Origin of the sequence: Actinokineospora auranticolor (genome assembly GCF_041897805.1) — a bacterium.
Taxonomy (GTDB): domain Bacteria; phylum Actinomycetota; class Actinomycetes; order Mycobacteriales; family Pseudonocardiaceae; genus Actinokineospora; species Actinokineospora auranticolor.
In genome coordinates this window covers 1,295,047-1,321,141 of record NZ_CP154825.1, presented here as the reverse complement: position 1 = coordinate 1,321,141, position 26,095 = coordinate 1,295,047, and the positions used below count along the sequence as shown (strand labels likewise).

Here is a 26,095-nt window from a genome sequence, read left to right as displayed (position 1 = left end):
GCAGATGCCCGACCATCCTCCCCCAATCGGCCTCTGGTCTAAACCATTGTCCGGCGCGGGCCGACCGGGGTGCCCACCGGGGTCGGGCGAAGTTCTGGTGAACAGCGAAAGAGCGGGCAGCCCCAGGGGGCTACCCGCTCTTCTCCCGTGCGGTCGCTCAGCGCAGCGCGGCGGCCTCCCCGGCCAGTCGCTCCAGCTCGGCGTAGTCGTCGGCGGCCAAGGCGGCGGCCGGGGTCAGCCAGCTCCCGCCGACGCAGCCCACGTTGGGCAGCGCGAGGTAGTCGGCCGCGGTGTTGGCGGAGATGCCGCCCGTCGGGCAGAACCGCAGGTCCGGCAGCGGACCCGCGATCGACTTGAGGAACGGGACGCCGCCCGCCGCCGCGGCCGGGAAGAACTTCAGCTCGGTGTACCCGCGCTCGGCCAGCCGCATCGCCTCGGTGACCGTGGCCGCCCCGGGCAGCACCGGCAGCCCGGTGTCCGCGGCGGCGTCGAGCACCCGGTCGGTGCTGCCCGGGGTGACCAGGAAGCGCGCGCCCGCCGCCAGCGCGGCGGCGGCGTGCTCGGACGCGGTGACCGTGCCCGCGCCGACCACGGTGTCCGGCACCTCGGCGGCGATCCGCCGGATGGCTTCCAGCGCGGCCGGGGTGCGCAGCGTGACCTCCACGATCCCGACCCCGCCGCGCAGCAGGGCCGCGGCCAGCGGCACGGCCTTCTCGGCGTCGTCGATGACCACCACCGGCACGACCGGCGAGACGTCCAACAGGCTCATCGCAAGATTCCTCTCCCGGCTCACGCCGAGTACTCGAGCTCCTCGGCGCCCCGGTCGTCGAACGCGTCGAACGCCGGGCCGAACACGCTGGCGCCGTGGTCGGCGGGGCCGACGGCGCGGCGCAGGGCGGTGAACAGCTCCCGGCCGGTGCCGTGCCACGCCAGGTCGTCGGCGGGGGCGTCGACCGGGGTGCGCGCGGCGAGCACGTCGGACTCGACGAGCACCTCGACCCGGCCCGCGTCCGCGTCCAGCCGGACCAGGTCGCCGTCGCGGATGAGCGCGATCGGGCCACCGGCCGCGGCCTCCGGGGTGCAGTGGATGGCGGCCGGGATCTTGCCGGACGCGCCGGACATCCGGCCGTCGGTGACCAGGGCGATCTTGTGGCCGCGGCTCATGATCGCGCTCATCGCCGGGGTGAGGCCGTGCAGCTCGGGCATGCCGTTGGCGCGCGGCCCCTGCTGGCGCAGCACGATCACGACGTCGCGGTCCAGCTCGCCCGCCTGGAACGCGGCGGAGACCGCTTCCTGGGTGGTGAACACCCGCGCGGGGGCCTCGACGACCCGGTTGGCCTCTGCCACCGCGGACACCTTGATCACCGCGCGGCCCAGGTTGCCCGCCAGCATGCGCAGGCCGCCGTCGGCGGCGAACGGCTCGGCGACCGGCCGGAGCACCTCGAGGTCGGCGGAGGTGCGCAGGCCGTCGCGCCAGGTGAGGACGCCGTCGTCGAGCTCGGGTTCCTGGCGGTAGCGGTCGAGGCCGGGACCCGCGACGGTGGTGACGTCGTTGTGCAGCAGACCCGCGTCGAGGAGTTCGCCGATGAGGAACTGCACGCCGCCCGCGGCCGAGAAGTGGTTGATGTCGGCGGTGCCGTTGGGGTAGATCCGGCACAGCAGCGGGATGACCGCGGACAGGTCGGAGAAGTCGTCCCAGGTCAGCTGGATGCCCGCGGCGGCGGCGATGGCGACCAGGTGCAGCGTGTGGTTGGTGGAGCCGCCGGTGGCCAGCAGCGCGATGACCCCGTTGACCACGGCCTTCTCGTCGACCACCTGCGACACCGGGGTGTACTGCTCGCCCTGCGCGGTGATCTCCACGGCGCGGCGGCCCGCGGCCTCGGTGAGCGCGCGGCGCAGCGGGGTGCCGGGCGGGACGAAGCTGGCGCCGGGCAGGTGCAGGCCCATGACCTCGACGACGAGCTGGTTGGAGTTCGCGGTGCCGTAGAAGGTGCAGGTGCCGGGCGAGTGGTAGGACGCGGACTCGGCGGCCAGCAGGTCGTCGCGGTTGGCCTTGCCCTCCGCGTACGCCTGGCGCACGCGGGCCTTCTCACCGTTGGGCAGGCCGGAGGCCATCGGGCCCGCGGGCACCAGGATGGCCGGTAGGTGGCCGAAGGCGAGTGCGCCGATGAGCAGGCCCGGCACGATCTTGTCGCAGACGCCGAGCAGCAGCGTCGCGTCGAACATGTCGTGCGAGAGCGCGACGCCGGTGGCCATGGCGATGACCTCGCGGCTGAACAGCGACAGCTCCATGCCCGCGCGGCCCTGGGTGATGCCGTCGCACATGGCGGGCACGCCACCCGCGAACTGGGCGACGCCACCGGCCTCGCGCACCGCGGCCTTGATCCAGTCCGGGTACTCGTGCAGCGGCTGGTGGGCGGAGAGCATGTCGTTGTAGGCGGACACGATCGCCACCCCGGGCACCACCCCGGCCTTGACGGCGAGGCGGTCGGGCCCGGCGCAGGCGGCGAAGCCGTGCGCCAGATTGCTGCACCCGAGGCCGCCGCGCATCGGTCGCGGGGTCTCGGCGGCGGCCATCCGCGCCAGGTACGCGGACCGGGTCCGCGCGCTGCGCGCGGTGATCCGCTCGGTGACCGCGGCGACCACCGGGTTCAGGGACACGCTCATGGGAAGGTCTCCGGCCTCGTCTGCGAGTGGGGAACGGGCGAGTGGGGGAACTGACGGGAGTCGGAACCGACTCCGACGGCGGTCCCAGCCGTGACACCACCGACCGTACCGATCCCCCGCGCGGGCTGTCAAAATCGATTCAGCGCCCGCTCTTCGGAGTGCGGCGGTCTATGGTCTAGACAACTCTGTCGCTGCGCACTGTACATATGCCCAGCTCAGAGCGCACCCACCACCAGCGGAACGATTGTCAAACAATCCAACGATCCGGCTCGGTTGCCGGGCGACCGATTCCCGCGCGCCCGGTGAAGAAAACACACCGCCGCCGCTGTCCGACACCCCAAGGCCCCACCGCCGTGAGAGGGTGTGGCCAGCGAGAGAGGGGTTGCCAACCGTGGTGTCCAACGAGCGTGTCGGACGGTCACTGCTGCGGCAGGAGGTGAGCGAGCGGATCAAGCGCTACATCCTCGACAACCGGCTCCGCCCCGGCAGCCCCCTGCCCACGGAGAACGAACTGTGTGCCGCGCTGGGGGCGTCCCGGTCGAGCGTACGCGAGGCGATCAAAACCCTGGACGCGCTGGACATCGTCGAGGTGCGGCACGGGCACGGCACGTACGTCGGCGGGCTGAGCCTGTCGGCGTTGGTCGAGGGCCTGACCTTCCGCGGCCTGCTCAGCCCGAACGACGACTTCGCCGTCCTGTCGGAACTGGTCGACGTGCGGGAGCTGTTCGAGCGCGGCAACGCCGCGGCGATCATCTCCGCGTTGGACGGACCGCACCTGGACACCCTCGACGACCTGGCGAGCAGCATGGGCACGGCGGTCGACGCCGACCGCGTCGTCGCCGACCGCCGATTCCACGCCCTGTTGGTGAATCCCCTGGGCAACGAACTCGTGAGCCAGCTGACCGACGCCTTCTGGGACGTTTTCACGGCGGTGGCGCCGCGGCTGGGCCTGACCCCGAGCGACCAGGACCCGGTGCGGCTGCACAAGGCGATCGTGCACGCCGCCCGCGCCGGGGATTCGCTCGCGTTCGCGGACGCGGTGGTCGCGCACTACGCCCCGATCCGCACCCGCGTCGCGGCGGCGCGGCACGCGCAGAGCATCCGGAACTGACCCGCGGCTCGGGCCGTGGCGGAACCCCTCGATCCGCCACGGCCCGAGCCGTATTCAGGTGGTCTCGCCTGCCAGTCCGATCAGTTCGGTCAGTCCGGGAGCGCGGCGGCGTCGACCGGTCGGGCGCGGGTCGCGGTCCAGGCCGGGAACAGGGTGGCCGCCAGGACCAGGACCGCCATGCCGATCAGGACCGTCAGGTAGACCCACGGGGATCCGCTGGGGAGCAGGGAATCCTGGGCGGCCAGGCTGTACGGGACCAGGGTCAGCGCGGCGACGAGGGTGCCGAGGACGAGCCCGATGAGCGCCACGGCGGTGGCCTCGACGCCCATCATCCGCATGACCTGGGCCCGGCTGGAGCCGGTCAGGCGTTGCAGGCCGAACTCCCGCTTGCGCTTCACCGTCGCCATCACCAGCGTGTTCACCACCGAGATCACCGTGTAGGCCATGATCATGCCGACGATCAGGTAGTTGACCCAGGCGCCGATCTGCTGCCCCTCCTCGAAAGCCGCGGTCAGCATGGCCCGGTCGCCGACGTACGCGCCCGGTACCGCCGCCGCCACGGCGGCCACCGCGCTGACGTCCCCGCGCACCAAGATCTGGTCCGGCAGGCCCTCGGTCACGTGCGGCACCACCAGGTCCGCGGGCATCAGCACGTTCTCGAAGCCCTTGACGCCGGTGAAGGTCGCCACCACCGTGACGTCCACGAAGGCACCATCGCCCAAGCGGACCTTCATGCGGTCGCCGACCTTGTGCTCCATGGACTCCGGAAGGGCCACGGTGGCACCGGTCAGGCCGTCGAGCGAACCGGATTTCACCGTCACCGCAGTGGTTTCCGCGATGTCCCCGCCGACCGCCTGCACGTCGTAGCCGTCGTCGTTCTGCGAGTCGTCGAAGGGCTCGATGACGAACATCCTGGTGGCGGCCAGTTCCGCAGCGGCTGTCACGCCAGGTGTGGCGCGCACCTTGGCCAGCAGGTCGCGGGGCAGGCCGCCGGTCGCGGAGCCGATCACGGCGTCCGCGCGCAAGGTCTGCGCGTAGGCCTCGCGGGCGATCGCGGTCTGGGTGGTCTGGAGGTAGATGTTCGCGACCGTGACCCCGGTGGCCAGCATGATCGGCATGACCGCGGCGGCCACGCGGACCGTGCGGGCCCGCGAGTTGAGCAGCCCCAGTTCCCCGGGGATCCCCGACACGGCGCGCAGCGGCAGCCGGATGACGCCGAGCACCAGCTTGGTCAGCCCAGGGCAGACCAGCGCGACGGCCACCGCCCACAGCATGACCGACGGGCCCGCCGTGCTCGCCGCGACCGGACCGCTCATGACCGTCACCGTCACGATCACCAGGGCCGTACCGCCACCGAAGGCCAGCGCGGCCAGCAGCGCGCGGGGCACGCTGAGCCAGCGGCGTTCCATCGCGGTCTCGGCCAGCGCCTCGGTCGGCCGGGTGCGGGCGGCGCGGCGCGCGGTGACGGCCGCACCGACCAGGGTCGTGAGCAGGCTCGCGCCGATGGCCACGACCACCGGGATCCAGCCGAGGTGGAACCGCAGCTCGTCCGGCACCACACCGCGACTGGCCAACCGGTCGAAGAGGAACTGCCCCACCCATCGTCCCGGCCAGCAGCCCAACGCGGTCGCCAGCAGCGCCACGGTGAACGCCTCCAGCAGCACCATGCGCCGCAGTTGCCGCGGTGTCGTGCCGACGGCCCGCAGCAGCGCCAACTCCTTGCCGCGCTGCTGGATGGACAGGCCCAGCGTGGAGGAGACCACGAACATGGCGACCATCGTGGCCAGTCCGCCGGTGACCGCGGCGAGCACGATCAGGTCGTTCGCCTTGAACTCGGCCTCCGGGTGCTCGGCGAGACCGCGCTCGTCGCCGGACAGCACCTCGACCCCTTGCAGCGCGGCCAGTTTCCCGCTCAACGCTTCCAGGTCGGTGCCCGGTTCCGCCACCACGCCAAAGCTGTCCACAGTGGAACGACCGGCCAGCCGGGGGACGTCCGCGTCGGCGAAGAAGACCGCGGGTGGCGCTCCTGCCATGTCGGCAACGCCGCTGACGGTGTAGTCGACCGCCGTGCCACGGGCCAGGACCGTGACCCGGTCACCGATCCCCACACCTGTGGCCGGTGCCACCACGACCTGACCGGCGCGCGGCGCGGCGCCGTCGAGCCGGTAGTCGCCCAGCCCGGTCGACTCCCAGTTGTGGCCGGAGGTGCTGTTCTTCCCCACCACAACGGGGAAGTTGACCGACGGGGTCGCCGCGCGCACCCCCTGGACCGCGCGGATCCCGTCGGCCAGGTCGCGGTCGAGGCGGACCCGCTCGGGCAGGGTCGCCGTCTCGTAGTCGGGGCCGTCGTCGTGCTCCGGCCGGGCGGGCCGGTGGATCAGCTCGAAGCTGTGCGCGGCGATGACCTGCAGGTCCGCGCCGGTCATCCGCTCCGGCGGGAGCGCGGTGCGGATCCCGGTCTCCATGAGGCCGCCGCACGCGGCGACGAGCATCGCGCCGAAGAACACCGCGATGAAGGTGCCGAGGAAGCCGCCCTTGCGGAAGCGCAGGGTGCGCATGGCGAGGCCGAACATCAGGCGACCCCCGCCCAGGCGCCGAGGTTGGTCATCCGCTCGGCCACGGTGTCCGCCGTGGGCTGCGCGAGTTCGCCGACGAACCGGCCGTCCGCCAGGAACACCACACGGTCGGCGAAGGACGCGGCCACCGGGTCGTGGGTGACCATCACGATCGTCTGCCCGGCCTCGGTGACCGACTGCCGCAGCAGGCCGAGGACCTCGCGGGCGGTGCGGGTGTCCAGCGCGCCGGTCGGCTCGTCGGCGAAGATCACCGCGGGCCGGGTGACCAGGGCGCGGGCGATGGCCACGCGCTGCTGCTGGCCGCCGGAGAGCTGCGCGGGCCGGTGCCCGAGGCGCTGCGCGAGGCCGACGCCCCGCACGACCTGGTCCACCAGCGCCCGGTCGGGCCTGCGCCCGGCCAGCCGCAGCGGCAGCGTGATGTTCTGCGCGACGGTCAGCGCGGGCAGCAGGTTGAACGCCTGGAAGATGAACCCGATCCGGTCGCGGCGCAGCGTCGTCAGCTTCTTCTCCCCCAGCTGCGTCAGCTCGGTGCCGTCGAGTTCGACCGAGCCCTCGGTCGGCCGGTCCAGACCGGCCGCGCAGTGCAGGAAGGTGCTCTTGCCCGACCCCGAAGGCCCCATGACGGCCGTGAAAGTGCCGCGCTGGAACCGGATGCTCACCCCGTCCAGGGCGGTGACCGCCCCGCTCCCCTTGCCGTAGGTCTTGCGCACCTGGGTCAGGCGTACCGCGTCGCTCACCGCTGCTCCCCGAAGAGTGTCGACTCCGTCGTTCGTGTTCGGGGATGACGTTATGGGCGTGACCAGCGCCGACCCATGGCGCTGGCAGGCGGGTTGGGGGTGGGGCTAGCCCTACCTGCGCCGCGCCCGGCTCGCCCCGGCGGCGGCCGCGCCGCCGAGCACCAGCACGAGCACGGTCACGCCCCAGCGGCGTTTCTCCTGCGTGGCGGTCCGCGCGCGGCGCGTGGCGTGCGGCGGTGTGGTCGTGGCCACCGCGCGGAACCGCCGGGCCGACGGCGCGGGCGGGATCGGCGGCGGTGCCTGGGGTGCGGCCGTGGTGGCCAGTTGGGCGTCCGGAGTGGGCGGTGGCGGCGGGACGATCGGGATCGGCGTCGGGCTGATCGGGGGCCGGGTGGTGGAGATCGCGGGCGCGCGGGTCGTGGGGGCGGGCGCGGGTGGTTGCGGTGACGGGGGCGGGGTCGGCGGCGGGGTCGTCGCGGGCGCCATGCCGGGCAGGCAGCTCGTCGCGTCCGAGGAGGACACCGCGGGCCACGCGGTCAGCGTCGTCACGGGCGCGCCGGGGGCCAGGCCGACGCGGTAGAGCACGCTCTGCTCCAGCTGGCGGTTGGACGCGGCGTAGAGCGCGCCATCGGTGCCCAGGACGACCATGCCGTAGGACGTGCCACCGGGCAGTCCCGGAGCGTCCACACGCGACACCTGACCCGAGTCCAGGTCGATGCGCACCACCTGCCCGACGGTCGGGTCGGCGTTGCTCACCCCATACGCCTCGCCGTCGCGCACGTCGAAGTCGTCGACCGCGTTGGCCAGCGGCGCGGGCGAGAGCGTGCGCACGCCCACCAGCGACAGGTACGTCGAGCTGTCGGGGTCGATGTCGATCTGGAACAGCGCGACGCCGTCGCGCACCACCAGGCGGTCGCCGACGACCGCGCCCGCGGTGGCGCCCCGCAACAGGTCCGGGACCTGTCCGGGGTTGAGGCGCCGCACCGGCCCGAGGTCGGCGACCGACCCGTCGCCACCGATCGCGACCACGTGCGCGCCGTCGGCGAACACGCCGTCCGCGTTCCGGCTCGCCAAGCCCCACAACGTGTTCCGCCGCGCCGAGTAGCCGAGCGCGTTGACCCGGTAGCCCAGCGTCCCCACCCGGGTGATCGTGTTGTCCGCCAGGTCGACGCTGCTGAGCACGGAGAGCCCGTAGTCGGTGCTGTGCACGCGGTAGAACACGCAGTCCGGCCCGCCCGGCTGCGCGGCCCGGCTCTCGCCGCCGGTGACACCGGTCAGCACGGCGCCGCCCGCGAGCACCACCGCCAGCGCGGCGGTGCCCGCCAGGGTCGCCCGCCGGTTCACCGCAGCCGCGCCTGGGCGCTCTCGAAGGCGGTCGGCTCGACCTGGGCCCCGCCGCTGTAGGGGTTCTGCAGCTGCTGGGTGGCGAACAGCAGCAGCGACAGGGTGCCCGCCAGGATGGAGACGATCACGATGTGGGTCACCGGGCGCGGGCCGCCGAACAGCAGCGGCAGCGCCACCGACATCACGCTGCCCGCGACGAGCGCGAACCAGAGCACGTCGCTGATGCCGTTGCCCGCGGCGTTGAGCCGGTCCTGCCTGGCCTGGTAGACGTCCCACAGCTTGTTGGCCGCGTCGGTCTTCTGCGCGTTCTCCCAGTCGTCGCCCGCCTGCGCCTGCGCGACGGCCTGGCGCATCTTCTCCAGCGCGGACCAACCCTCACCGGAGACGTCGTCATTGCCCTGCCGCAGGTCCGGCCACTCGTGGTTGATCACCGCGTCGAGGTACTGGTCGACCAGGTCGCGGACCTCGGTCCGGGTGGGCTCGCCGAGGGAGTCGGCGGCCCAGCGGGCCGCGACCAGGTTCTCGGTCTCCCGGTAGGAGTCGTCCTCGGCGGCGCTGGTCGCGTCGAACAGCGAGATCAGCACGAACGCCAGCAGCACCGCGTGCAGGCCGCCGACGATGGTGAACACCTGACCGGCGGCCTCGTTGTTCTCGACCGTGCCCGTGGTCTCGCCGATCCGCCGGATCAGGTACGCCACGGCCGCGGTGACCAGCGCCGCGCCCAGCACCCAGATGAGACCGGACAGGTAGATGTTCATTGCGCCAATGCCTTTCCCGGCGACCGCGGGCGAATTCCCGGTGGGCGCGCGGCACCCCCGTGCCGCGCGCTGGGGCAACTGTGCCGGAAGGACGGTGCCGGGTGCGCGTCGAGAGTGACTGAACTACTCGATCGGATTACCTGCCATCGTGAGTTCACCGTCCGGTTGAGATCGGAAGGTAATGGGCGCCGCACCGGCCCCCGGGCCGCGACCGGGGAACCGTGCTATACGTCCGGTATCGCTGGTTCGACCCGGTTCACCCGGGCGTGCGGCACGGGGCGCCGCGTGACCTGGCTTATCCGACCTTGATCCACCGACCGGGTGGTGGGAGGGTCTGCGCGAGTGAACTCGGCACCCGCGCCGTCCCCCCGAGGAGCCCCTTGATGAGCGACGACCGTCGCCGCCGCATCGTGTCCGTCCTGCACACCGCCTTCGCCGACCTGATGGCCGCCGACCCGGTGGCCTTCCGCAGCAAGTTCCGCAAGATGGCCGCCGAGCCGTTCGCGTTCTACCGGGGCAGCGCCTGCCTGTTCTACGCCGACATGGTCGACGAGCCGGACGAGTGGGCCGACGAGCGCACCAGCCGGGTGTGGATCCAGGGCGACCTGCACGCGGAGAACTTCGGCACCTACATGGACGCCGAGGGCACGCTGGTCTTCGACGTCAACGACTTCGACGAGGCCTACCTGGGCTGCTTCACCTGGGACGTGCGCCGGTTCGCGGCCAGCATGGCGCTGCTGGGCTGGCGCAAGGCGCTGCCGGACGACGAGATCACCCGGCTGGTGCAGACCTACACCCGCGCGTACGTGCGGCAGGTCCGCGAGTTCGCGGACAAGCCCGGTGACGAGCTGTTCAGCCTGCGCATCGACAACACCCAGGGCGCGATCAACGAGGTGCTGCTCAAGGCCCGGCTGGCCACCCGGGTGGGGCTGCTGACCGAGGTCACCTCGATCCGCGACTTCGACCGCGTGTTCCGGCCCGGCCCCGGCGTGCGGGCGCTCGACGCCGACGAGCGGGCGAAGGTGGAGGCCGCGTTCGAGGCGTACCTCGACACCATCCCCAGCGGCAAGCGGGCCAGCAGCAGCCTGAGCTACGCGGTCAAGGACGTGGTCGGCCGCAGCGGCTTCGGCATCGGCTCGGCCGGGCTGCCCGCGTACAACGTGCTGGTCGAGGGCCGGTCGCAGGCCCTGGAGAACGACGTCGTGCTGTCCATGAAGCAGGCGAACGTGGCCGCGCCGAGCCGGATCGTGGACGACGAGAAGATCCGCGGCTACTTCCACCACCACGGCCACCGGACCGCGGTCTCGCAGCGGGCGCTGCAGGCGCACGCCGACCCGTGGCTGGGCCACACCGAGGTCGACGGCGTCGGGTTCGTGGTCGCGGAGCTGTCCCCGTACGTCGCCGACCTGGACTGGTCGGACCTGACCGAGCCCGAGGACATGCTCCCCGTGCTGGAGTACCTGGGTCGGGCGACCGCCAAGGCGCACTGCGTGTCGGACTCCGACTCCGAGCAGACCCTGGTCGACTTCCAGGTGGAGGAGGCCATCTCGGCGGCCATCGGCGACCGCGAGGACGACTTCGTGGCCTGGGTCGTGGAGTTCGCGGGCCGCTACGCCGAGCAGACCCGGCGCGACCACGCCCTGTTCGTCGACGCCTTCCGCGGCGGCGAGATCAAGGGCGTGCGGTCCGTTTAGCGACCGTCCAACCCGAAAGGGGTTCGGTTCACCGATTCGTGGTACCTAGCGGAGCGGGCTTCGGTGCAGGCTCAGCCCCGCCGGTCACCACGGAGGAGGGGAGCCATGCCCGAACTGCTGCTGGGCCCGATCCTGCGCCACGTCGACTCGACGTCGGCCACGATCTGGGTGGAGACGGACGCGGCCTGCGAGGTCACCATCGCGGGCCGCACCGCCCACACCTTCGAGGTCACCGGCCACCACTACGCGCTCGTCGTGCTCACCGGGCTCGCGCCCGCCTCGGTCACCGAGTACGACGTGCGCCTCGACGGCAAGACCCACTGGCCGCAGCCGGGCTCCGACTTCCCGCCCAGCCGCATCCGGACGCTGCCCGACGGCGGTGACGATGACTTCCTGCTGCTGTTCGGCTCGTGCCGCAAGCCGGAGAGCGACGACCCCACCGAGCACCGCCTCTGGGGCACCGACGCGCTCGCCGCCTACGCCGTGCGGATGGCGTCGGAGGAGGAGGTCGACTGGCCGGACTCGCTGGTCCTGCTCGGTGACCAGGTCTACGCCGACGAGACCAGCAAGGCCACGCAGGCGTGGATCGCCGACCGCCGGGACCCGGACAAACCGCCCGGCACCGAGGTCGCCGACTTCACCGAGTACGTCCGGCTCTACCACGAGGCCTGGTCGACCGACCTGGTCCGCTGGCTGTTCGCCACGGTCCCGGTGTCCATGGTGTTCGACGACCACGACGTGCGCGACGACTGGAACACCTCCCAGACCTGGCGCGACACCATCGAGCAGACGTCGTGGTGGGCCGCGCGCGAGCGCGGCGCGCTGGTCTCGTACTGGATCTACCAGCACATCGGCAACCTGTCGCCGGACGAGCTGGCCGAGGACGAGACCTACCGCAAGGTCACCTCGGCCGACGGCGACGCGGCCGACGTGCTCGGCGCGTTCGCCGACGTGGCCACCCGCGAGTACAACGGCCGCAAGGGCGTGCGGTGGAGCTACCGGCGCGACTTCGGCAACGTCCGGCTGCTGGTCATCGACACCCGCTCCGGCCGCATCCTCAAGGACGGGCAGCGGTCGATGGTCGGCGACGGCGAGTTCGAGTGGATCGAGGCCAACGCGGCTAATGACGAAGTGGCTGGCCACTACGACCACCTGCTGATCGGCTCGTCGCTGCCGTGGCTGATGCCGCACGTGATCAGCCACGTGCAGTCGATGAACGAGGTCGCGTGCAGGCGGACCGACTGGCGCGGGCGGCTGGCGGAGAAGCTGCGGCAGGCCGCCGACCTGGAGCACTGGCCGTCGTTCCGGCAGTCGTCGGACCGGCTGACCCGGCTGGTGCGGCGCATCGCCGAGGGCTCGGCGGCCACGGTGTGCGTGCTGTCCGGGGACGTGCACCACGTGTACGCCGCCGAGGCCACCTTCGACCGGCCGGTCAACGCCCGCGTCTACCAGCTGACCTGCTCACCCGTGCACAACGCGGTCGAGCGGTACATGCGGCCGCTGTTCCGGCTGGGCTGGTGGCAGCCGCTGGCCCGGGTGCTGCGGTGGTGGATGTACCGGTCGCCGGAGATCGAGCCGCTGCCGGTGGACTGGCGGAAGGTGTCCGGCCCGTTCTTCGGCAACGCGGTGGCCACGCTGCGGGTGCGCGGACGCGCGTCGGACCTGGTCATCGAGTGCGCCGACGCCGGACCGGACGGTCCGCGGCTGCGACCGCTGCCGACCGTGCCCCTGACGGCGGCCCACCCGCGCTGACCCCACGGGGTGCCCGCCAGCGCCGAACTCCGCGACCGCTCCTAGACTCCCGAACGTGGAATACCAGCTCACCGCCGAGGTCGCCCCGCCAGCCGACACCCCGGAGCTCGACCCGTTGCAGCGCCACGGTGTCGCCGCCCTGCTCGACGAGCAACTGGACCTGCTCGCCGGGATCGAGGGCCCGGACGGGGTCGAGGTGGAACCGCTGGACCACCGGATCGCGGTGCACCCGGCGGGCGCGATCGTGACCTGGCTGCTGGACGCGCCCGCGCTGTCCTACGCCGAGGAGTCGGCCCGGCACGTGCTCACCGAGCTGCTCGCGCAGACCGAGCTGTTGGAGGGCTGGAACGTCGGCCGGTGCGAGGTCATCGCCTCCGACGACGACCTGGCCGCCGCGCTCGGCGAGACCGACCTGCTCGACGACGATGACGACGAGCAGGACCGCGAGCTGACCGACGAGGAGATCGCCGCGCTGCGCGACGAGCTGCGCGGCTCCGCCGACTCGCTGCGCGCCTTCGGCCTCGAGGCGTTCGGCCACCGCGCCGACGACCCGGACTCCCCGGTCTCCGAGGACGCCGCGCGGCTGGTCGCGGGCGCGGTCGTGCAGGCCATGGAGATCCTCACCGACGAGCTGTTCGCCGACGTGCAGGAGCTGGAGGACGCGGAGGGCTCGGCGGCCGAGGTGGAGGCGCTCAGCGTGCTCAACCAGCTGCCGATGCGCTACGCCGAGCACTACGGCGCGCTGTTCGCCAAGCAGTTCCTGGTGGTCACCGCGATCCTGGGCTACCGGCTGTCGCAGCCGGGCTGGACCCCGCCGCTGTGCACCGCCGAGGCGCTGGCGCTGCACGTGCTCAAGGCCGAGACCGGGGTGCAGCTCGACCTCGCGGGCCTGCTCGACGAGCTGCCGCTCAAGGAGATCTGGGCGGCCTTCGACGAGCACGTGCTGACCGACTCCGACCACGAGCGCATCTACGACCTGGACTCCGAGTCCGGCGAGGACGAGATCGACCTGCTGGGCACCCCGGGCCTGGACTTCGACGAGTGGTTCCTGCCGCGCGGCACCGACGTGCTGCACCCGTACCTGTCCTCGGAGCACTACATCGAGACCTACCTGGAGAATTCCGCCGAGTAGGTCCGGTGGGGAACACCGCTCGGGGGACACCGCCGGGCGGGTGGTTCCACCCTCCGGACGTCGTTGACCGGCCCCTCCGGGGGCTGGTCGACTTGTGCGGTGCGTCCCGCTCCGATCACCGGCGGTCGATGTCGCGGCTCGGTCCACCAGCCACCGACCACTCGACCTCCCGGGGACCGCCATGACCTCCGCCGCTGCCGACCTCCGCACCACGGCCGGTGGTGACGCCGCGCGCGTCACGCTGACCGTGCACCTCACCGCCGCGCCCGACCGCGTGCCCGCGCTCGCCGCCGGGCTGGTCGAGGCGATCACCGCGCTCGGTGACGACCTCGCCGTCACCCTCACCGAGCTGCCGGAGCCCGCGCCCCGGCCGACCGTGGTCCCGCTGCCGGTGCGCGCCCCCGCGCCGCTGGTGCTGCACGCCGACGCGCGCCGGGTGCTGTGGCGGGACCGGGAGGTCGAGCTGACCCGGCTGGAGTTCGACCTGCTGCTCTACCTGGCCACGCACCCCAACCGGGTGCACCGCAGACGGGCGCTGATGAGCCAGGTGTGGCGCACGGTCTACGTCAGCGAGCGCACGGTGGACGTGCACGTCCGCAGGCTGCGCGGCAAGATCGGGTCCAGCGCCGAGCTGATCCGCACGGTGCGCGGCGTCGGCTACCAGCTGGCCGACCCGGCGCTGGTCGCGGTCGAGCGGGGCAAGTAGTCAGCGGTCCTTGAACGCGCGCCGGTAGGCCGACGGCGAGGTGCGCAGCGCGCGGGTGAAGTGGTGGCGGAAGGTCACCGCGCTCTCGAACCCGACCGCGGCGGCGACCTCGTCGATGGACCGGTCGCCGGACTCCAGCAGCGGCAGGCTGGCCTGCACCCGCTGCTCGATGAGCCAGCGGATCGGGCTGGTCCCGCTGCCCTGCTTGAACCGGCGCAGGTACGTGCGGGTGGACAGGTGGGCGCGGCGGGCCAGCAGGTCGACGGTGATCGGCGCGGCGAGGTTGGCCAGCGCCCACGCCATGCTGGCGGTGACCGCGTCGTCCTCGGGGGCGGGCATCGGGGTCTCGATGAACTGGGCCTGCCCGCCGTCGCGGTGCGGCGGCACGACGAGGCGGCGGGCCACCGCGTTGGCGGTGGTGGCGCCGTGGTCGCGGCGGACCAGGTGCAGGCACAGGTCGATGCCCGCGGCCGAGCCCGCGCTGGTCAGCACGTCGCCGTCGTCGACGTAGAGGACACCCGCGTCCACCTCGACCTCGGGGTGGCGCGCGGCCAGCCGCGCGGCGTAGCGCCAGTGGGTGGCCGCGCGCCTGCCGTCGAGCAGCCCGGTGGCGGCGATGGCGAACGCGCCGGAGCAGATGGAGACCAGGCGGGCGCCGTTGGCGTGCGCGGCCCGCAGCGCCGCCACCACCGCCGGGTCGACGGGTGCCCGCACGTCGGAGACGCCGGGGACGATCACGGTGTGGGCCGCGGCGATGGCGTCGAGCGGCGCGTCGGCGGTGAGGGTGGCGCCGCCGACGACCCGGACGGGGCCGTGGGCGTGGATGGTGAGCCGGTACCACTCGACGTCGAGTTCGGGGCGGGGCAGGCCGAAGACCTCGGTCACGATGCCGAGTTCGAACGCGGACATGCCGTCGTAGGTGAGGACGCTGACTGTGCGGATGGCGAGATGTTAGCGCACCGCGTCGTTCACGCCACTGTCCCCGTGAGCGGCGCGACCGCAGGATTGCCGCATGAACACCGAAGCCGTAGCGCACTTCACCGCCCGCCTCACCTTCGAGACCGACCCCTCCGACGTGCGGGCCGCGCAGGTCGCGGGGACGCCGCTGGTGCTGGTCGACTCCCGCTCCGCCGAGTCGTGGGCGCAGGGCCACGTCGCGGGCGCGCTGCACCTGCCCACCCGGGAGATCGCCGCGCGGGCCCGCGACCTGGTGCCCGCCGACGCGGACGTGGTGACCTACTGCTGGGGCCCGGGCTGCAACGGGGGCACCCGGGCGGCGTTGGAGTTCGCGCGCCTGGGCTACCGGGTGCGGGAGATGATCGGCGGGTTCGAGTACTGGGCGCGCGAGGGGCTGCCGCTGGTCGGCGCGGAGCGCGCGGCCGACCCGCTGACCACCGTGGTCGGGGCGGGCTGCGCCTGCTGAGGCGGAATCCCGCCGGATTGGTCCATTGTGTACAACCGGGTTCGGCGCCGTGCTGCGCCTAATGGCCCAACGGGCGCCGAATCCGTTTCACCACCGGGGGGCAGGGGTACGTCCAGCGCAACCGGGTCACGGATCTTAGCCGTGGACTTCGCGGTGCGGAAGGAGAAACCCCGATGTCAACAGGCGCGATCATCGGCGTCATAGTCGCGGTGGTCATCGTGGTGGCCCTGGTCGCGCTCGTCGTCGTGGCGCAGTCGCGCAGTCGTCACCTGCGCGCGCGCTTCGGCGACGAGTACGACCGGGCGCTGCGCGAGCGGCCGAAGCGGGAGGTCGAGCGCGAGCTGGCCGCGCGGGAGAAGCGGCACGCGTCGCTGGACATCCGCCCGCTGGACCCCGCCGCGCGCGAGCGCTACACCAAGGCGTGGGCGGGCGTGCAGGAGCGGTTCGTCGACCGGCCCGCCGAGGCGGTCGCCGAGGCCGACCGGCTGGTGACCGAGCTGATGGCCGAGCGCGGCTACCCGGTCGACGGCGACCACGAGCAGCGCTTCGCCGACCTGTCGGTGCGCCACTCGTCCACTGTGGAGCACTACCGGCAGGCGCACGGCGTGTCCACCCGCTTGGCGGGCAAGGACGGCTCAGTGTCCACTGAGGACCTGCGCGAGGCGATCGTGCGGTACCGCTCGCTGTTCCAGGACCTGCTCGGCGACGGCGTGGACGTGCGCGGCGCCGACGTGCGCGACGCCGAGGCCCGGGCCGACCGCGAGCGCGCGCTGAACAACGGGCACGCCACCCGCACCACGGACAACGTCGAACACCGCTGACCCGCTCCCCCGGCACCCCCACACGGAAAGGGACTTCCCTTGCCACAGCACGAGAGCGACCGCCAGTTGCAGACCGAGGACCTGCTGGCCGACGACCGCCGGACCGACACCGACGCCGCCGACACCGGTCACTCCCCCGTCGAACCGGACGGTACGACAGCCCACTCGGACGGCGCGTACACCACTGACGCGTCCGCCACGCAGGCGCACGGCACCCGCGCCGCGGACGACTACGGCACCGACGCGACGGACCCGTCCGCCGGCGCGGCGGACTGGCACACCGAGCCGGGTCTGCACGGCACCACCGAGCCGCCGTACCAGGACGCGGCACCGACCGAGGCGATCCCGGAGCAGCAGGAGGTGCGCGAGTCCGGCGTTCCGGTCGCCACCGAGGGCGAGGAGCCCGGCGCCCCGCTGTTCGGCGACGACGAGGTGGGCCGCTTCCGCGAGCAGTGGCAGTCGATCCAGACCACGTTCGTCGACGACCCGCAGGACGCGGTGCGCAACGCCGACCACTTGGTGGCCGAGGTGATGCAGGCCCTGGCCGCCACCTTCACCGAGCACAAGCGGGGCCTGGAAGAGGCCTGGCAGTCCGGTTCGGACGCCCAGACCGAGGAACTGCGGCAGGCCCTGCGCCGGTACCGCTCGTTCTTCAACCAGCTCCTGCACACCTGAGTTGAGGAACCCCTGAGCCCCGCACCGCCCGGTGCGGGGCTCAGGCATGCTGGTGGGGTGTGGGAATCCGGGTACGCGTTGTTCGACACCGCCATCGGCCGCTGCGGGGTGGCCTGGGGTCCTCGGGGGATCGTGGCGGTGCAGCTGCCGGAGCGGAACCCGGCGGCCACGGTCGCCCGGCTCCGCCGGTTCGGCGAGGAGGCCGAACCGCCGGAGGAGGTGCGGTCGGCGATCACGCGGATGGTCGCGCACCTGGGCGGGGCGGTCGACGACCTGGTCGACATCGCGGTGGATCCCAGTGAGGTTCCCGAGTTCGACCGGCGCGTGCACGAGGTGGCCCGCGCCATCCCGCCGGGCGAGACCCTGACCTACGGCGAGGTCGCGAACCGCCTGGGGCTGCCGGGTTCGGCGCAGGCGGTCGGCCAGGCGCTGGGGCGCAACCCGTACCCGATCATCATCCCGTGCCACCGGATCCTGGGCGCCAACGGCAAGGTGGGCGGCTTCTCGGCGGGTGAGGGGGCCGTGACGAAGCTGCGCATCCTCGGGATCGAGGGCGCGGCACCGAACGGCCAGCCTTCGCTCTTCGACTAGACCAGCGCGATCGCGGCGACGACGAGCCCGTTGTCGGTGGTCCAGCGACCGGTGAAGCCGGTGAGTTCGACGCCGTTGACCGTGGGGCCCGGGACCAGCAGCTCGGCGGTGAAGGTGTGGTCGGGGGCCAAGCGGAGGCGGGCGTCGGAGAAGCCGAGCCACTTGCGGGCCAGCGGGAACCAGGACTTGTAGACGCTCTCCTTGGCGGCGAAGAGGAGCTTGTCCCAGTGCACCTCGGGGTGCGCGGCGGCGAGTTCGGCGAGGTGGACCCGCTCGTCGGGGAGGCTGACGGCGTCGAGGACACCGTCGGGGAGTTCGACGTGCGGCTCGGCGTCGATGCCCACCGTGGTGATCTCGGTGGCCTCGGCCAGGACGGCGGCCCGGTAGCCCGCGCAGTGGGTCATGCTGCCGACGACGCCGTCGGGCCACTGGGGAGCGCCCCGCTCACCGGGGATGATCGCGGCGGGTGGGCGGCCCAGCTTGGCGAGGGCTTGGCGGGCGCAGTACCGGACGGTGGTGAACTCACGCCTGCGCTTGTCGACGGCCCTGGCGATGACGGGCTCTTCGTCGGGGAGCAGGACGGCCTCGGGTGGGTCGTCGTACGCTTCGACCGCCACCACGGCGGACGGCAGGATCCGCTCGATCACGCTGCACCCCCATCAGCACACCAGGACCCCCGCGACCTTATCGGCCCCACTACGGCCATTGCATCCACCGTGGGCTGGATCATGCCGGGGGCTGCCTGAAGGCGGATCAGACGAAACCCAACTCATCCCCGCATACGCGGGGACCACCCAGGCGCGGACCTGGCCCGCAAGTCGGTGTGAGGACCACCCCCGCCTGCGCGGGGACCACCGGGCAAGGTCAGCCGCCTCTTCGGAGTAGGCGGGACCATCCCCGCGTGCGCGGGGACCACGGCGCCCCGGGAGCGGGGTCGATCATCGCGTCGGGACCATCCCCGCTTGCGCGGGGACCACCTGGGGCAGATCGACCAGACGGAGTTCGCGCCGGGGCCATCCCCGCGTGCGCGGGGACCATCTCCTCCCGCATCGTCTTGTCGAACTCTGCTACGGACCATCCCCGCGTGCGCGGGGACCACCGGAAGTCGGTCCTGCGGAGCAGGTCACGCCAGGGACCATCCCCGCGTGCGCGGGGAGCACCCTTTCCGACCTGCGGGTTCTGCGGCCGTAACGGCGTTTCCACATCACTTCGGCATCCACCCCGGTCGGTGGGGCCGGTTGCCCGGCCCCACCACCGCCACTACCTCGCCGTGCGGGCCACGACGTAGTTCATCGGGAAGTCGAGCCTGCTGCCGTCCGGCAGGGTGTCCGTGCTCTGCAAGGTCACCGCACCCGCGTCGACGATGTCCAGGTCGGCTCCGCGCAGGACCACTTCCAGCTTGCCCTCTTCCCACGCCGCCGGGGTGAGGTTGTGCTTGAAGACCAGGCGCATCTTGGGGACCGAGGTGTCGGACTGGCCCATGGCCTCCTTGATCACGCCACCGGCCGCGGGGGCCAGTTCGACCGCGAACAGGTGGCCCGTCGCGCCCAGCAGCGCCGCCAGGGACGCCGCCGCGTCGGCTCGGCGCTCGTCCGGCATCTGGTGCAGGACGCCACGCATGTAGATGTTGCTGTCGCCGATCTCGGCGTGCAGCGCGCGGGCCGCCTCGACGTCCGCGAGGTCGAAGACGCGGAACTCCACGCCCGCGTTGCCGTAGAGCGAGCGGGCGTGCTCGATGGCGGCGGGGGCGAAGTCCAGGCCGATGACCCGGGGGTACGGCTCGGCCAGCGCTGCGGACTGGGTGCCGTTGCCGCAGCCGACGTCGAGCAGCGGCAGGTCGATGGCGAAGTGCTGCTCGAAGAGCGGCAGGTGGGCGGTGGCGGTGACACCGGGCGCGCTGTCCCACACCGCCAGCCCGCGTTCGTGCGGCAGGTCGGACCAGAAGCCCTGCCAGTTGGTGTTCACCGGTTGCGTCATCTCTCCTCCACCCAATAGCCCTGATCGGGTGTTGGTTTACGGCGCAATCGCTACAGAAACAAGACCTGACACCCCTATTTGGGCTAATCAGGTGAAGTTAGATAACAAAACCATCCCCACAGTTGAGTGATGCGGCTAACGGTTTGTGACCAGTTGTCCCGTGTGGTCGAACGAGGTGTCCGTTAAGGACCAACGGCAGCGGGCCCCGCCAGGAAGTCCTGGCGGGGCCCGCTGCTCCGATCAGTCTGATCGGGACCGCTCACTCGCTACTCGGTACCACTCCCCCGCCGCCTGCGGACGATGAACAGCGCCGCGCAGCCGATCGCCACGAGCAGCACACCGCCGAGGAACAGCCAGCGGACGTTGGCACCGGTGGAAGCCAGCGTGCCGTCGTCGGTCGACGTGCTCGGCGAGGTGGTCGTGGTGCTCGCGGGCACCGCGATCGCCGCGACCGCGTTGTCGTTGGCCGCGTTGTCGTCCGGCGTGCCGTCGGCCAGCGTCACCGCTGCGGTCGCCGTGGTGTCGGTGATCGTCGTCAGCGCGGTGGTGTTCACCAGCACCGGCCCGGTCGTCTGGCCCGGCAGGATCGTCGCGTCCGTCACGCAGGTCACCTGCTGACCGCTGATCGTGCAGGTCCACGGCACCGCCGCGGTGGCCTCGAAGGCGTCGGCCCCGAAGCCGCCCTCCTGCGCGGCCTGGGCGGCGATGGCGTCACCGCCCGCCGACACGATCCGCAGACCGGCCGGGATGGTGATCACGACCCGCGCACCCCGGACAGGCACGGTCCCCGCGTTGGTGATCGTCGAGTTGAACACCACGGTGTCGCCGATGGCCGCGGTCGGGGAGGCGGTGGTGACCGCCGCCGCGAGGTCGACCAGCTTGTTGACCAGGCCGGCGTCGACGTTGGTCAGCTGCGGGATCAGGTTGTCGACCACCGCGATGCCCAGCGTCGCCGTCCGCCCGGTGACCCAGTCGATGTCGGAGTCGAGGTCACCGTTGGTGCCCGCGTGCGGCCTGGTCAGCACCTTGCCGGTCGGCAGCTCGATGCCGACCTTGTAGTCGCCGACGGCCAGGTTGCGGAACCAGTACTTGCCGTCGCTGCCGGTCGTGGTCGACTTGACCACCGTGGTGCCGTCGGCCTGGTAGAGCGTCACCGCGATGTTGGCCGCGGCGGGCTCACCGGCGTCCTGCACACCGTTGGCGTTGCTGTCGTTCCAGACGTAGTCACCGATCAGACCCAGCTGCTCGCCGAAGTTCTGCGAGGCGCCGGTCTCCGTGGTGACGCTGATCTGGATGGCGTCCGGTGTGGTGGACCCGACCCCGGCGGGCTGGGTCTCCTTGATCGTGTAGGAGCCCGCGGGCACGTAGCCGAAGCTGTACATGCCGGTCACCGCCGCGGTCACCGCGGTGTCCACGAGGTTGCCGTCGAGGTCGAACAGCTCGACCGTGACGCCCTCGTAGCGGACCGTCTCGTCGACGTCGATCTGGCCGTTGCCGTTGTCGTCGCGCCAGACCGTGCCGGTGACCGTCTGCGCCAGTTCACCGAAGGTGTAGCCGGTGCCGTCCTGACCGCCTTCGAGCAAGATCCCGGTGATCGTGTTCGGCGGTTGGAGCGTGCCCGCCGGGTTGCCGAGGCCGATCTGGCCGTTGCCGAAGTTGGCGGGCTGGACCTCGGTGATGGCGTAGGCGTTGCCGACCAGGTTCTCGAAGACGTACGCGCCGTTCGGTCCGGTCACCACGCTGCCCGCGGGTTCCGGGGCGGCGGCCGCCCGGCCCAGGCCGAGCCTGGTCAGGTTGATCGTGACGCCCGGGATACCGGCCTCACCCGGGTCCTGGACGTTGTTGTTGTTCTTGTCGCGGAACACGACACCGGCGAGCGAGCCGAGGGTCTCGGTGAACTTGTAGTCCACCGCCTTGTCCCCGGCACCGAGGATGATGGTGTTGAACTCGTCGTTGGTCGGCACCGGCGTGTTGGTGATGATCGTGCCCGGGATGTCGGGGCCGTCGCCGTACTCGGTCGGCTGGGTCTCGACGATCTTGTAGGTGCCCGGGCGGAGGTCGGTGAACGCGAACACACCGTCCTCGTCGGTGTAGCCCGTGTCGTTGACCGCCTGGTTGCGGTCATCGGTACCCGACAGCGTGATCAGCACGCTCTGGATGCCCTTGGGCCCGGTGGTGTTGTCGTCCACCACGGAACCGCTGATCGCCGCGCCCGGGATCTCGCCGAACCGGTAGCCGGTCGCGATCTGGCCCGGGGTCAGCGCGATACCGTTGATCTTGTCACCGTTGGGCACCGGGGTGCCGCCCGCGGTACCGGCGGTGTCGTCGCCGTCGAGCCAGGGAGCGGGCTGGTCCAGCTCCTCAAGCGCGTACTCGCCGCTGATCAGGTCGACGAACTTGGCGACACCGTCGGAGTTCGTGGTGACGGTGATGTCGACCGGGGCGCTGTTGGCGTCGGTACCCGTGAGCTTGACGTCGACACCGGCAACGCCGTCCTCACCCGAGTCCTTGATGCCGTTGTCGTTCAGGTCCTCGTAGACCACCGACGAGATCGACGCGCGCTCCTCGGCGAACTCGTATTCCGAGCGGGTCTGCCCGGAGGCCACCACGATGCCGGTGATGACGTCGTTGCCGACCGATCCGGTGCCGGTGCCGGTCGGCCCGGAGTCCTCACCGTCGCCGTAGCCGATGGGCTGGGTCTCGGTGATGGTGTAGGTGCCCGGCGCCAGGTTCTCGAAGATGAACGTGCCGTCCGACGCGGTGGTCGTGCTGTCGGTCGCCGCGCCGGACAGGGCGATCGACACGCCCGAGATGCCGTTGTTGGGCCCGGCGCCGTCGTGCACGACCCGGCCCGTGATGGAGCCGCCGGTGAACTCGCCGAAGGTGTAGCCGGTGGCGTCCTGGCCGTTGTTCAGCGTGATGCCGAGGATGGCGTCACCGCCCACCGCGATGCCGTTGGCGGTACCCGCGGTGTTGATGCCGCTGCTGTAGCCCGGCACCTGGGTCTCGGTCAGCGTGTACAGACCGCCGAGCAGGCCCTGGAACTCGAAGGCGCCGGTCAGCGACGCCGAGGTCACCGAGGTGTTCACCGGGCCGCCCGGCGTGTTGCCCGTCAGGGTGACCGTCGTCGAGAGGCCCTCTTCGCCCGAGTCCTTGGTGCCGTTGTTGTTGCGGTCGTGGAAGACCACACCGACCAGCGAACCGCGGTCCTCGGCGAAGTCGTACTCGGAACCGGCCTGGCCGGAAGCCAGGGTGATCCCGCTGATGACGTCGTTCACCGAGGTGTTGCCCGCCGGGCTACCGGCGGACTCGGGGCCGTCGGCGTAGCCCGCGGGCTGCAGCTCGGCCACCGAGTAGGTGCCCGGCGCCAGGTTGGTGAAGGAGTACGAGCCGTCGGACAGCGTGTTGGTCTGGGTCGTGCCACCACCCGGCAGGGCCAGCGTCAGCTGCACGCCCTGGATGCCGTTGTTCGGCGGGTTGCCGTCGTGGTGCACCCGACCGGAGATCGACACCGGGGTGAACTCGCCGAACAGGTACCCGGTGCCCGCCACGCGCGCGCCGAGACCGATGTTGATGATCGAGTCCGGGTCCTGGAGCGTGCCGGTGGCGTCGCCCACGGTGTCCTTGCCGTCGGTCAGGCCCGGCGGGGTGGTCTCCGTGATGGTGTAGGTGCCCTGCCGCAGCGCCGGGAAGCTGTAGGCGCCGCCCGCGTTGGTGCTCGTGGGCAACGTGATGGGGTGGCTCTCGCTGTCCGTACCGGTCAGCTGGACCACGGCGTTGGCGATGCCCGCCTCACCGATGTCCTTGACGCCGTTGTTGTTCGCGTCGGTGTAGACGTAACCGGCGAGGCTGGCCGCGGGCTGCTCGGCGAAGTAGTTGAGCGTGCTCGACTGGCCCGACGAGATGACGATCGTGAACGAGTCGTTGCCGCCCGCCGAGGAGTTGGCGCCCGGGGTGTCGATGCCGTCGTCGAAGGCGGCCGGAGTGGTCTCGGTCAGCGTGTAGGTGCCGCCCTGCATGTTCGGGAACTCGAACTCACCGAGGGAGTTCGTGGTGCCGCCGATGCTGACCGGCCCGCCGCTGATCGGGGTGCCGCTCAGGTTGACGGTCACGCCCGCGATGGTGGTCTCCGAGTTGGCCGGCTCGTAGATGCCGTTGTTGTTGCGGTCGGCGAAGACCTTTCCGGAGATCGTGCCGACGGTCGGCACCGAGACGGTGGAGCTGTCGGTGACCGTGCCGCCGAGCGGGTCGGTCGCCGTCACCGATGCGGTGTTGCTGTCACCGGTGATCGGCGCCGTGGCGGTGCAGGTGTACGAGGTGTTCGCCCCGACGCCGAGGTTGCCGATGGTGGCGTTGTTGCACGCGGGCACCGTCGTGTCGGTCACCTGGACGCCGGTCAGCGCCGCGTTGCCGTCGTTGTGCACGGCGATGGTGAAGGTGATCGTCTCGCCGAGGGCGTAGTTGGCCTTGTCCGTCGTCTTGGCGATATCGATCGACGGGTTGATCACCACCACGTCGAGCTTGCCCTGACCGACGACCTCGTCGCCGTTGGTGGTCAGGCCCGATGCCGTGATCGTGTTCGTGTAGCTGGTCGTCTTCGTCGTGTCCGTGCACGAATAAGTCCACGGTGCCACCGTTGTGACGTTGGTCGGCGTGGTCTTGTTGCACGCCGGGCCGTTCGGGTCGTTGATCGTCACGTTCTCCACGGTGTCGCCGATCGCCTTCACCACGATGTCGTAGGTGATGGCGGCGTTCGCGCGGAACGGACCGGGGTTGCCCGGGTTCAACTTCTTCGTCACGAACAGCGAGGTCACCGGGACGGAGACCGCGAGCCCCTGGAACAGGAAGGCGTCGTTGGTGGTGGCGGCGGCGAACGTGGCGGTGGTGTCACCGGGCGCTATCTCGCTCGTGGTGAGCGTCTTGCTGTCGACGCTCATGTTGTTGTCCACGTCCGGGTCCACCGCGTCCGGCGCGTTGGACACGAAGAAGTTGTCCAGTGTGCCCAGGGCGAGCGGGTCGTCGAACGCGCTGCCGTTGACCTTGAACGTGTCGCCGTTGATGTTGAAGTCGCCCTCGTAGGCGGTCACCCCGACGCGCGTGTCGCCGCCGGAGGCGCGGAAGCCGTTGGCGGTGATGGTGGTGGGCGAGTCGCTCGCGGTCTGGTGCGCGTGGCCGTCGAAGACCGTGACGTGCTTCTTCTGCTCCGCGTAGGTGGCGGTCGGCTCGTCGTAGGCGTACACGACGGTCAGCGACCAGCCCGCGAAGCAGCCGAAGCCCTCCGGGGTCCAGATGTTGCCGACGCCGGTGTTCACCGTGCCGGTGGTGACGTTCTGGGCCACCTGGTTGGTGACGTCCACGTGCGCGCTGTAGAAGCCCACCTGGGTGTCGCCGAGGTCGCTGTCCGAGTCGGCGTTGATCACCTGCGGGAAGTAGGTGGTGGTCGAGCCGCCGACGGTGAACCACACCTGCTGGCTCGTCGGGTCGCCTGCGGGCGCGTTCGCGTTGCCCGCGTCGGCGAGGTACTGGCTGGTGCTGCACCCGGGGGCGGTGGCCATGGTGCCGTCGAGCAGGCGGACCCGGCCGTTGTTGCCCGCCCAGCTCAGCCCCGCGTAGGCGACCTTGGCGCCCGGCGGGAAGGTGAAGCTGGACTTCGAGGAGTTGATCGTGCCGGGCTCGCCGTCGACGTCGGCCCACCGCATGTAGTACGAGTCGTTGTTCGCCGTGGCGGCGGTCGTGGCGCGGGATCGCGCCGTCGGACACGTCGTGCGCGGCTCACCGAAGGGATCGATGGGGTCGGTGACGTCCGGGCACCGCATGTTGCCGTTGCCCGCCTGGACGAAGTCCCCGTAGATCTCCTCGTCGTACTGCGCGATGAACGGGCGCGCGGTACTGGCTTCCGCGGGAGTGGTACTCACCACGACCACCCCGGCGGCCGCCGCCAAGGCTGCCAACGTGGCGGCCAGCGCACGGCGTGCCGCTCTCGATTTGGACATGACCACTCCCCACAACATGCAGTTTCCGACGAATCGGAATCTGCCGTGGGTCATGCCACAGCGCCCGCCGGCGCTGCGATGTTCACCGTTATGGGTAAAGGTGGGTAACGATGCGGAACCGGGTGTTTGAAGGCGATC

The 26,095-nt window shown here is 71.6% G+C and carries 19 protein-coding genes; 9 read left to right on the top strand and 10 right to left on the bottom strand.

The annotated features are described in order from the left end of the window. Positions 1-157 precede the first annotated feature (157 nt). Both eda and edd read right to left on the bottom strand, forming a co-directional pair. Positions 158-769 (bottom strand): bifunctional 4-hydroxy-2-oxoglutarate aldolase/2-dehydro-3-deoxy-phosphogluconate aldolase, encoded by a 612-nt coding sequence (eda, locus tag V5P93_RS06295; protein WP_104478440.1) that lies wholly within the window; start codon positions 767-769, stop codon positions 158-160. A 20-nt stretch (positions 770-789) separates the two neighbouring features. After that, positions 790-2,667 carry a phosphogluconate dehydratase gene (edd, locus tag V5P93_RS06290; RefSeq protein ID WP_181043399.1) on the bottom strand — a complete coding sequence of 626 codons (1,878 nt, stop codon included), beginning with the start codon at positions 2,665-2,667 and terminating at the stop codon, positions 790-792. 394 nt (positions 2,668-3,061) lie between these two features. Here edd and V5P93_RS06285 point away from each other — a divergent pair, with 394 nt between their 5' ends. Continuing rightward, positions 3,062-3,778 (top strand): FadR/GntR family transcriptional regulator, encoded by a 717-nt coding sequence (locus tag V5P93_RS06285; protein ID WP_104478741.1) that lies wholly within the window; start codon positions 3,062-3,064, stop codon positions 3,776-3,778. Between the two features lie 89 nt (positions 3,779-3,867). Here V5P93_RS06285 and V5P93_RS06280 read toward each other — a convergent pair whose 3' ends face one another. The 4 genes from V5P93_RS06280 to V5P93_RS06265 form a co-directional block, all read right to left on the bottom strand. After that, positions 3,868-6,351, bottom strand: coding sequence for an FtsX-like permease family protein (locus V5P93_RS06280; protein WP_104478439.1), 2,484 nt, complete (start codon positions 6,349-6,351; stop codon positions 3,868-3,870). Then, positions 6,351-7,091 (bottom strand): ABC transporter ATP-binding protein, encoded by a 741-nt coding sequence (locus V5P93_RS06275; protein ID WP_104478438.1) that lies wholly within the window; start codon positions 7,089-7,091, stop codon positions 6,351-6,353. The genes V5P93_RS06280 and V5P93_RS06275 overlap by 1 nt, the downstream gene beginning before the upstream one ends. Positions 7,092-7,202: 111 nt before the next feature. Beyond that, the gene (locus V5P93_RS06270; RefSeq protein ID WP_104478437.1) at positions 7,203-8,435 is read right to left on the bottom strand and encodes a hypothetical protein; all 1,233 of its coding nucleotides are present in this window, start codon (positions 8,433-8,435) and stop codon (positions 7,203-7,205) included. Continuing rightward, entirely contained in the window at positions 8,432-9,193 is a 762-nt protein-coding gene (locus V5P93_RS06265) for a DUF4239 domain-containing protein (protein WP_104478436.1), read from the bottom strand. The genes V5P93_RS06270 and V5P93_RS06265 overlap by 4 nt, the downstream gene beginning before the upstream one ends. Before the next feature lie 383 nt (positions 9,194-9,576). Between V5P93_RS06265 and V5P93_RS06260 the strand changes: the two genes are divergently transcribed. The 4 genes from V5P93_RS06260 (at position 9,577) to V5P93_RS06245 (ending at position 14,477) form a co-directional block, all read left to right on the top strand. Then, complete coding sequence (locus tag V5P93_RS06260; RefSeq protein ID WP_104478435.1) at positions 9,577-10,887, top strand: DUF2252 domain-containing protein; 1,311 nt, start codon at positions 9,577-9,579, stop codon at positions 10,885-10,887. Between the two features lie 105 nt (positions 10,888-10,992). Beyond that, complete coding sequence (locus V5P93_RS06255; protein WP_104478434.1) at positions 10,993-12,639, top strand: alkaline phosphatase D family protein; 1,647 nt, start codon at positions 10,993-10,995, stop codon at positions 12,637-12,639. A 55-nt stretch (positions 12,640-12,694) separates the two neighbouring features. Next, on the top strand, positions 12,695-13,771 hold the full coding sequence (locus V5P93_RS06250; RefSeq protein ID WP_104478433.1) for a hypothetical protein: 1,077 nt from the start codon (positions 12,695-12,697) through the stop codon (positions 13,769-13,771). Between the two features lie 181 nt (positions 13,772-13,952). Next, entirely contained in the window at positions 13,953-14,477 is a 525-nt protein-coding gene (locus tag V5P93_RS06245; protein ID WP_104478432.1) for a winged helix-turn-helix domain-containing protein, read from the top strand. On the opposite strand, the gene V5P93_RS06240 is transcribed toward V5P93_RS06245, so the two are convergent. After that, positions 14,478-15,419 (bottom strand): helix-turn-helix domain-containing protein, encoded by a 942-nt coding sequence (locus V5P93_RS06240; protein ID WP_181043423.1) that lies wholly within the window; start codon positions 15,417-15,419, stop codon positions 14,478-14,480. It lies immediately after the preceding gene. Between the two features lie 70 nt (positions 15,420-15,489). On the opposite strand from V5P93_RS06240, the gene V5P93_RS06235 reads away from it, so the two are divergent. The 4 genes from V5P93_RS06235 (at position 15,490) to V5P93_RS06220 (ending at position 17,987) form a co-directional block, all read left to right on the top strand. Next, on the top strand, positions 15,490-15,900 hold the full coding sequence (locus V5P93_RS06235) for a rhodanese-like domain-containing protein (protein ID WP_104478430.1): 411 nt from the start codon (positions 15,490-15,492) through the stop codon (positions 15,898-15,900). A 173-nt stretch (positions 15,901-16,073) separates the two neighbouring features. Further along, positions 16,074-16,721 (top strand): hypothetical protein, encoded by a 648-nt coding sequence (locus V5P93_RS06230; protein ID WP_219823938.1) that lies wholly within the window; start codon positions 16,074-16,076, stop codon positions 16,719-16,721. Positions 16,722-16,760: 39 nt separating this feature from the next. Continuing rightward, positions 16,761-17,396: a hypothetical protein gene (locus tag V5P93_RS06225; RefSeq protein ID WP_104478429.1), complete on the top strand. Its 636-nt coding sequence runs from the start codon at positions 16,761-16,763 to the stop codon at positions 17,394-17,396. Positions 17,397-17,453: 57 nt separating this feature from the next. After that, a complete protein-coding gene (locus V5P93_RS06220; protein ID WP_104478428.1) occupies positions 17,454-17,987 on the top strand; it encodes a methylated-DNA--[protein]-cysteine S-methyltransferase in 534 nt (177 codons plus the stop codon). On the opposite strand, the gene V5P93_RS06215 is transcribed toward V5P93_RS06220, so the two are convergent. The 3 genes from V5P93_RS06215 to V5P93_RS06205 all read right to left on the bottom strand — a co-directional run bounded on the left by V5P93_RS06215 (position 17,984) and on the right by V5P93_RS06205 (position 25,957). Continuing rightward, positions 17,984-18,634 carry a 4'-phosphopantetheinyl transferase gene (locus tag V5P93_RS06215; RefSeq protein ID WP_104478427.1) on the bottom strand — a complete coding sequence of 217 codons (651 nt, stop codon included), beginning with the start codon at positions 18,632-18,634 and terminating at the stop codon, positions 17,984-17,986. The genes V5P93_RS06220 and V5P93_RS06215 overlap by 4 nt on opposite strands. Positions 18,635-19,247: 613 nt before the next feature. Further along, positions 19,248-19,964: a class I SAM-dependent methyltransferase gene (locus V5P93_RS06210; RefSeq protein ID WP_104478425.1), complete on the bottom strand. Its 717-nt coding sequence runs from the start codon at positions 19,962-19,964 to the stop codon at positions 19,248-19,250. Between the two features lie 266 nt (positions 19,965-20,230). Then, a complete protein-coding gene (locus tag V5P93_RS06205; RefSeq protein WP_181043398.1) occupies positions 20,231-25,957 on the bottom strand; it encodes an SdrD B-like domain-containing protein in 5,727 nt (1,908 codons plus the stop codon). Positions 25,958-26,095 lie beyond the last annotated feature (138 nt).

Bases quoted from the DNA above. Each gene is read 5' to 3' on its own strand.
- eda (WP_104478440.1), bottom strand. From the start codon at position 769: ATGAGCCTGTTGGACGTCTCGCCGGTCGTGCCGGTGGTGGTCATCGAC.
- edd (WP_181043399.1), bottom strand. From the start codon at position 2,667: ATGAGCGTGTCCCTGAACCCGGTGGTCGCCGCGGTCACCGAGCGGATC.
- V5P93_RS06280 (WP_104478439.1), bottom strand. From the start codon at position 6,351: ATGTTCGGCCTCGCCATGCGCACCCTGCGCTTCCGCAAGGGCGGCTTC.
- V5P93_RS06265 (WP_104478436.1), bottom strand. From the start codon at position 9,193: ATGAACATCTACCTGTCCGGTCTCATCTGGGTGCTGGGCGCGGCGCTG.
- V5P93_RS06260 (WP_104478435.1), top strand. From the start codon at position 9,577: ATGAGCGACGACCGTCGCCGCCGCATCGTGTCCGTCCTGCACACCGCC.
- V5P93_RS06255 (WP_104478434.1), top strand. From the start codon at position 10,993: ATGCCCGAACTGCTGCTGGGCCCGATCCTGCGCCACGTCGACTCGACG.
- V5P93_RS06245 (WP_104478432.1), top strand. From the start codon at position 13,953: ATGACCTCCGCCGCTGCCGACCTCCGCACCACGGCCGGTGGTGACGCC.
- V5P93_RS06235 (WP_104478430.1), top strand. From the start codon at position 15,490: ATGAACACCGAAGCCGTAGCGCACTTCACCGCCCGCCTCACCTTCGAG.
- V5P93_RS06230 (WP_219823938.1), top strand. From the start codon at position 16,074: ATGTCAACAGGCGCGATCATCGGCGTCATAGTCGCGGTGGTCATCGTG.
- V5P93_RS06210 (WP_104478425.1), bottom strand. From the start codon at position 19,964: ATGACGCAACCGGTGAACACCAACTGGCAGGGCTTCTGGTCCGACCTG.
- V5P93_RS06205 (WP_181043398.1), bottom strand. From the start codon at position 25,957: ATGTCCAAATCGAGAGCGGCACGCCGTGCGCTGGCCGCCACGTTGGCA.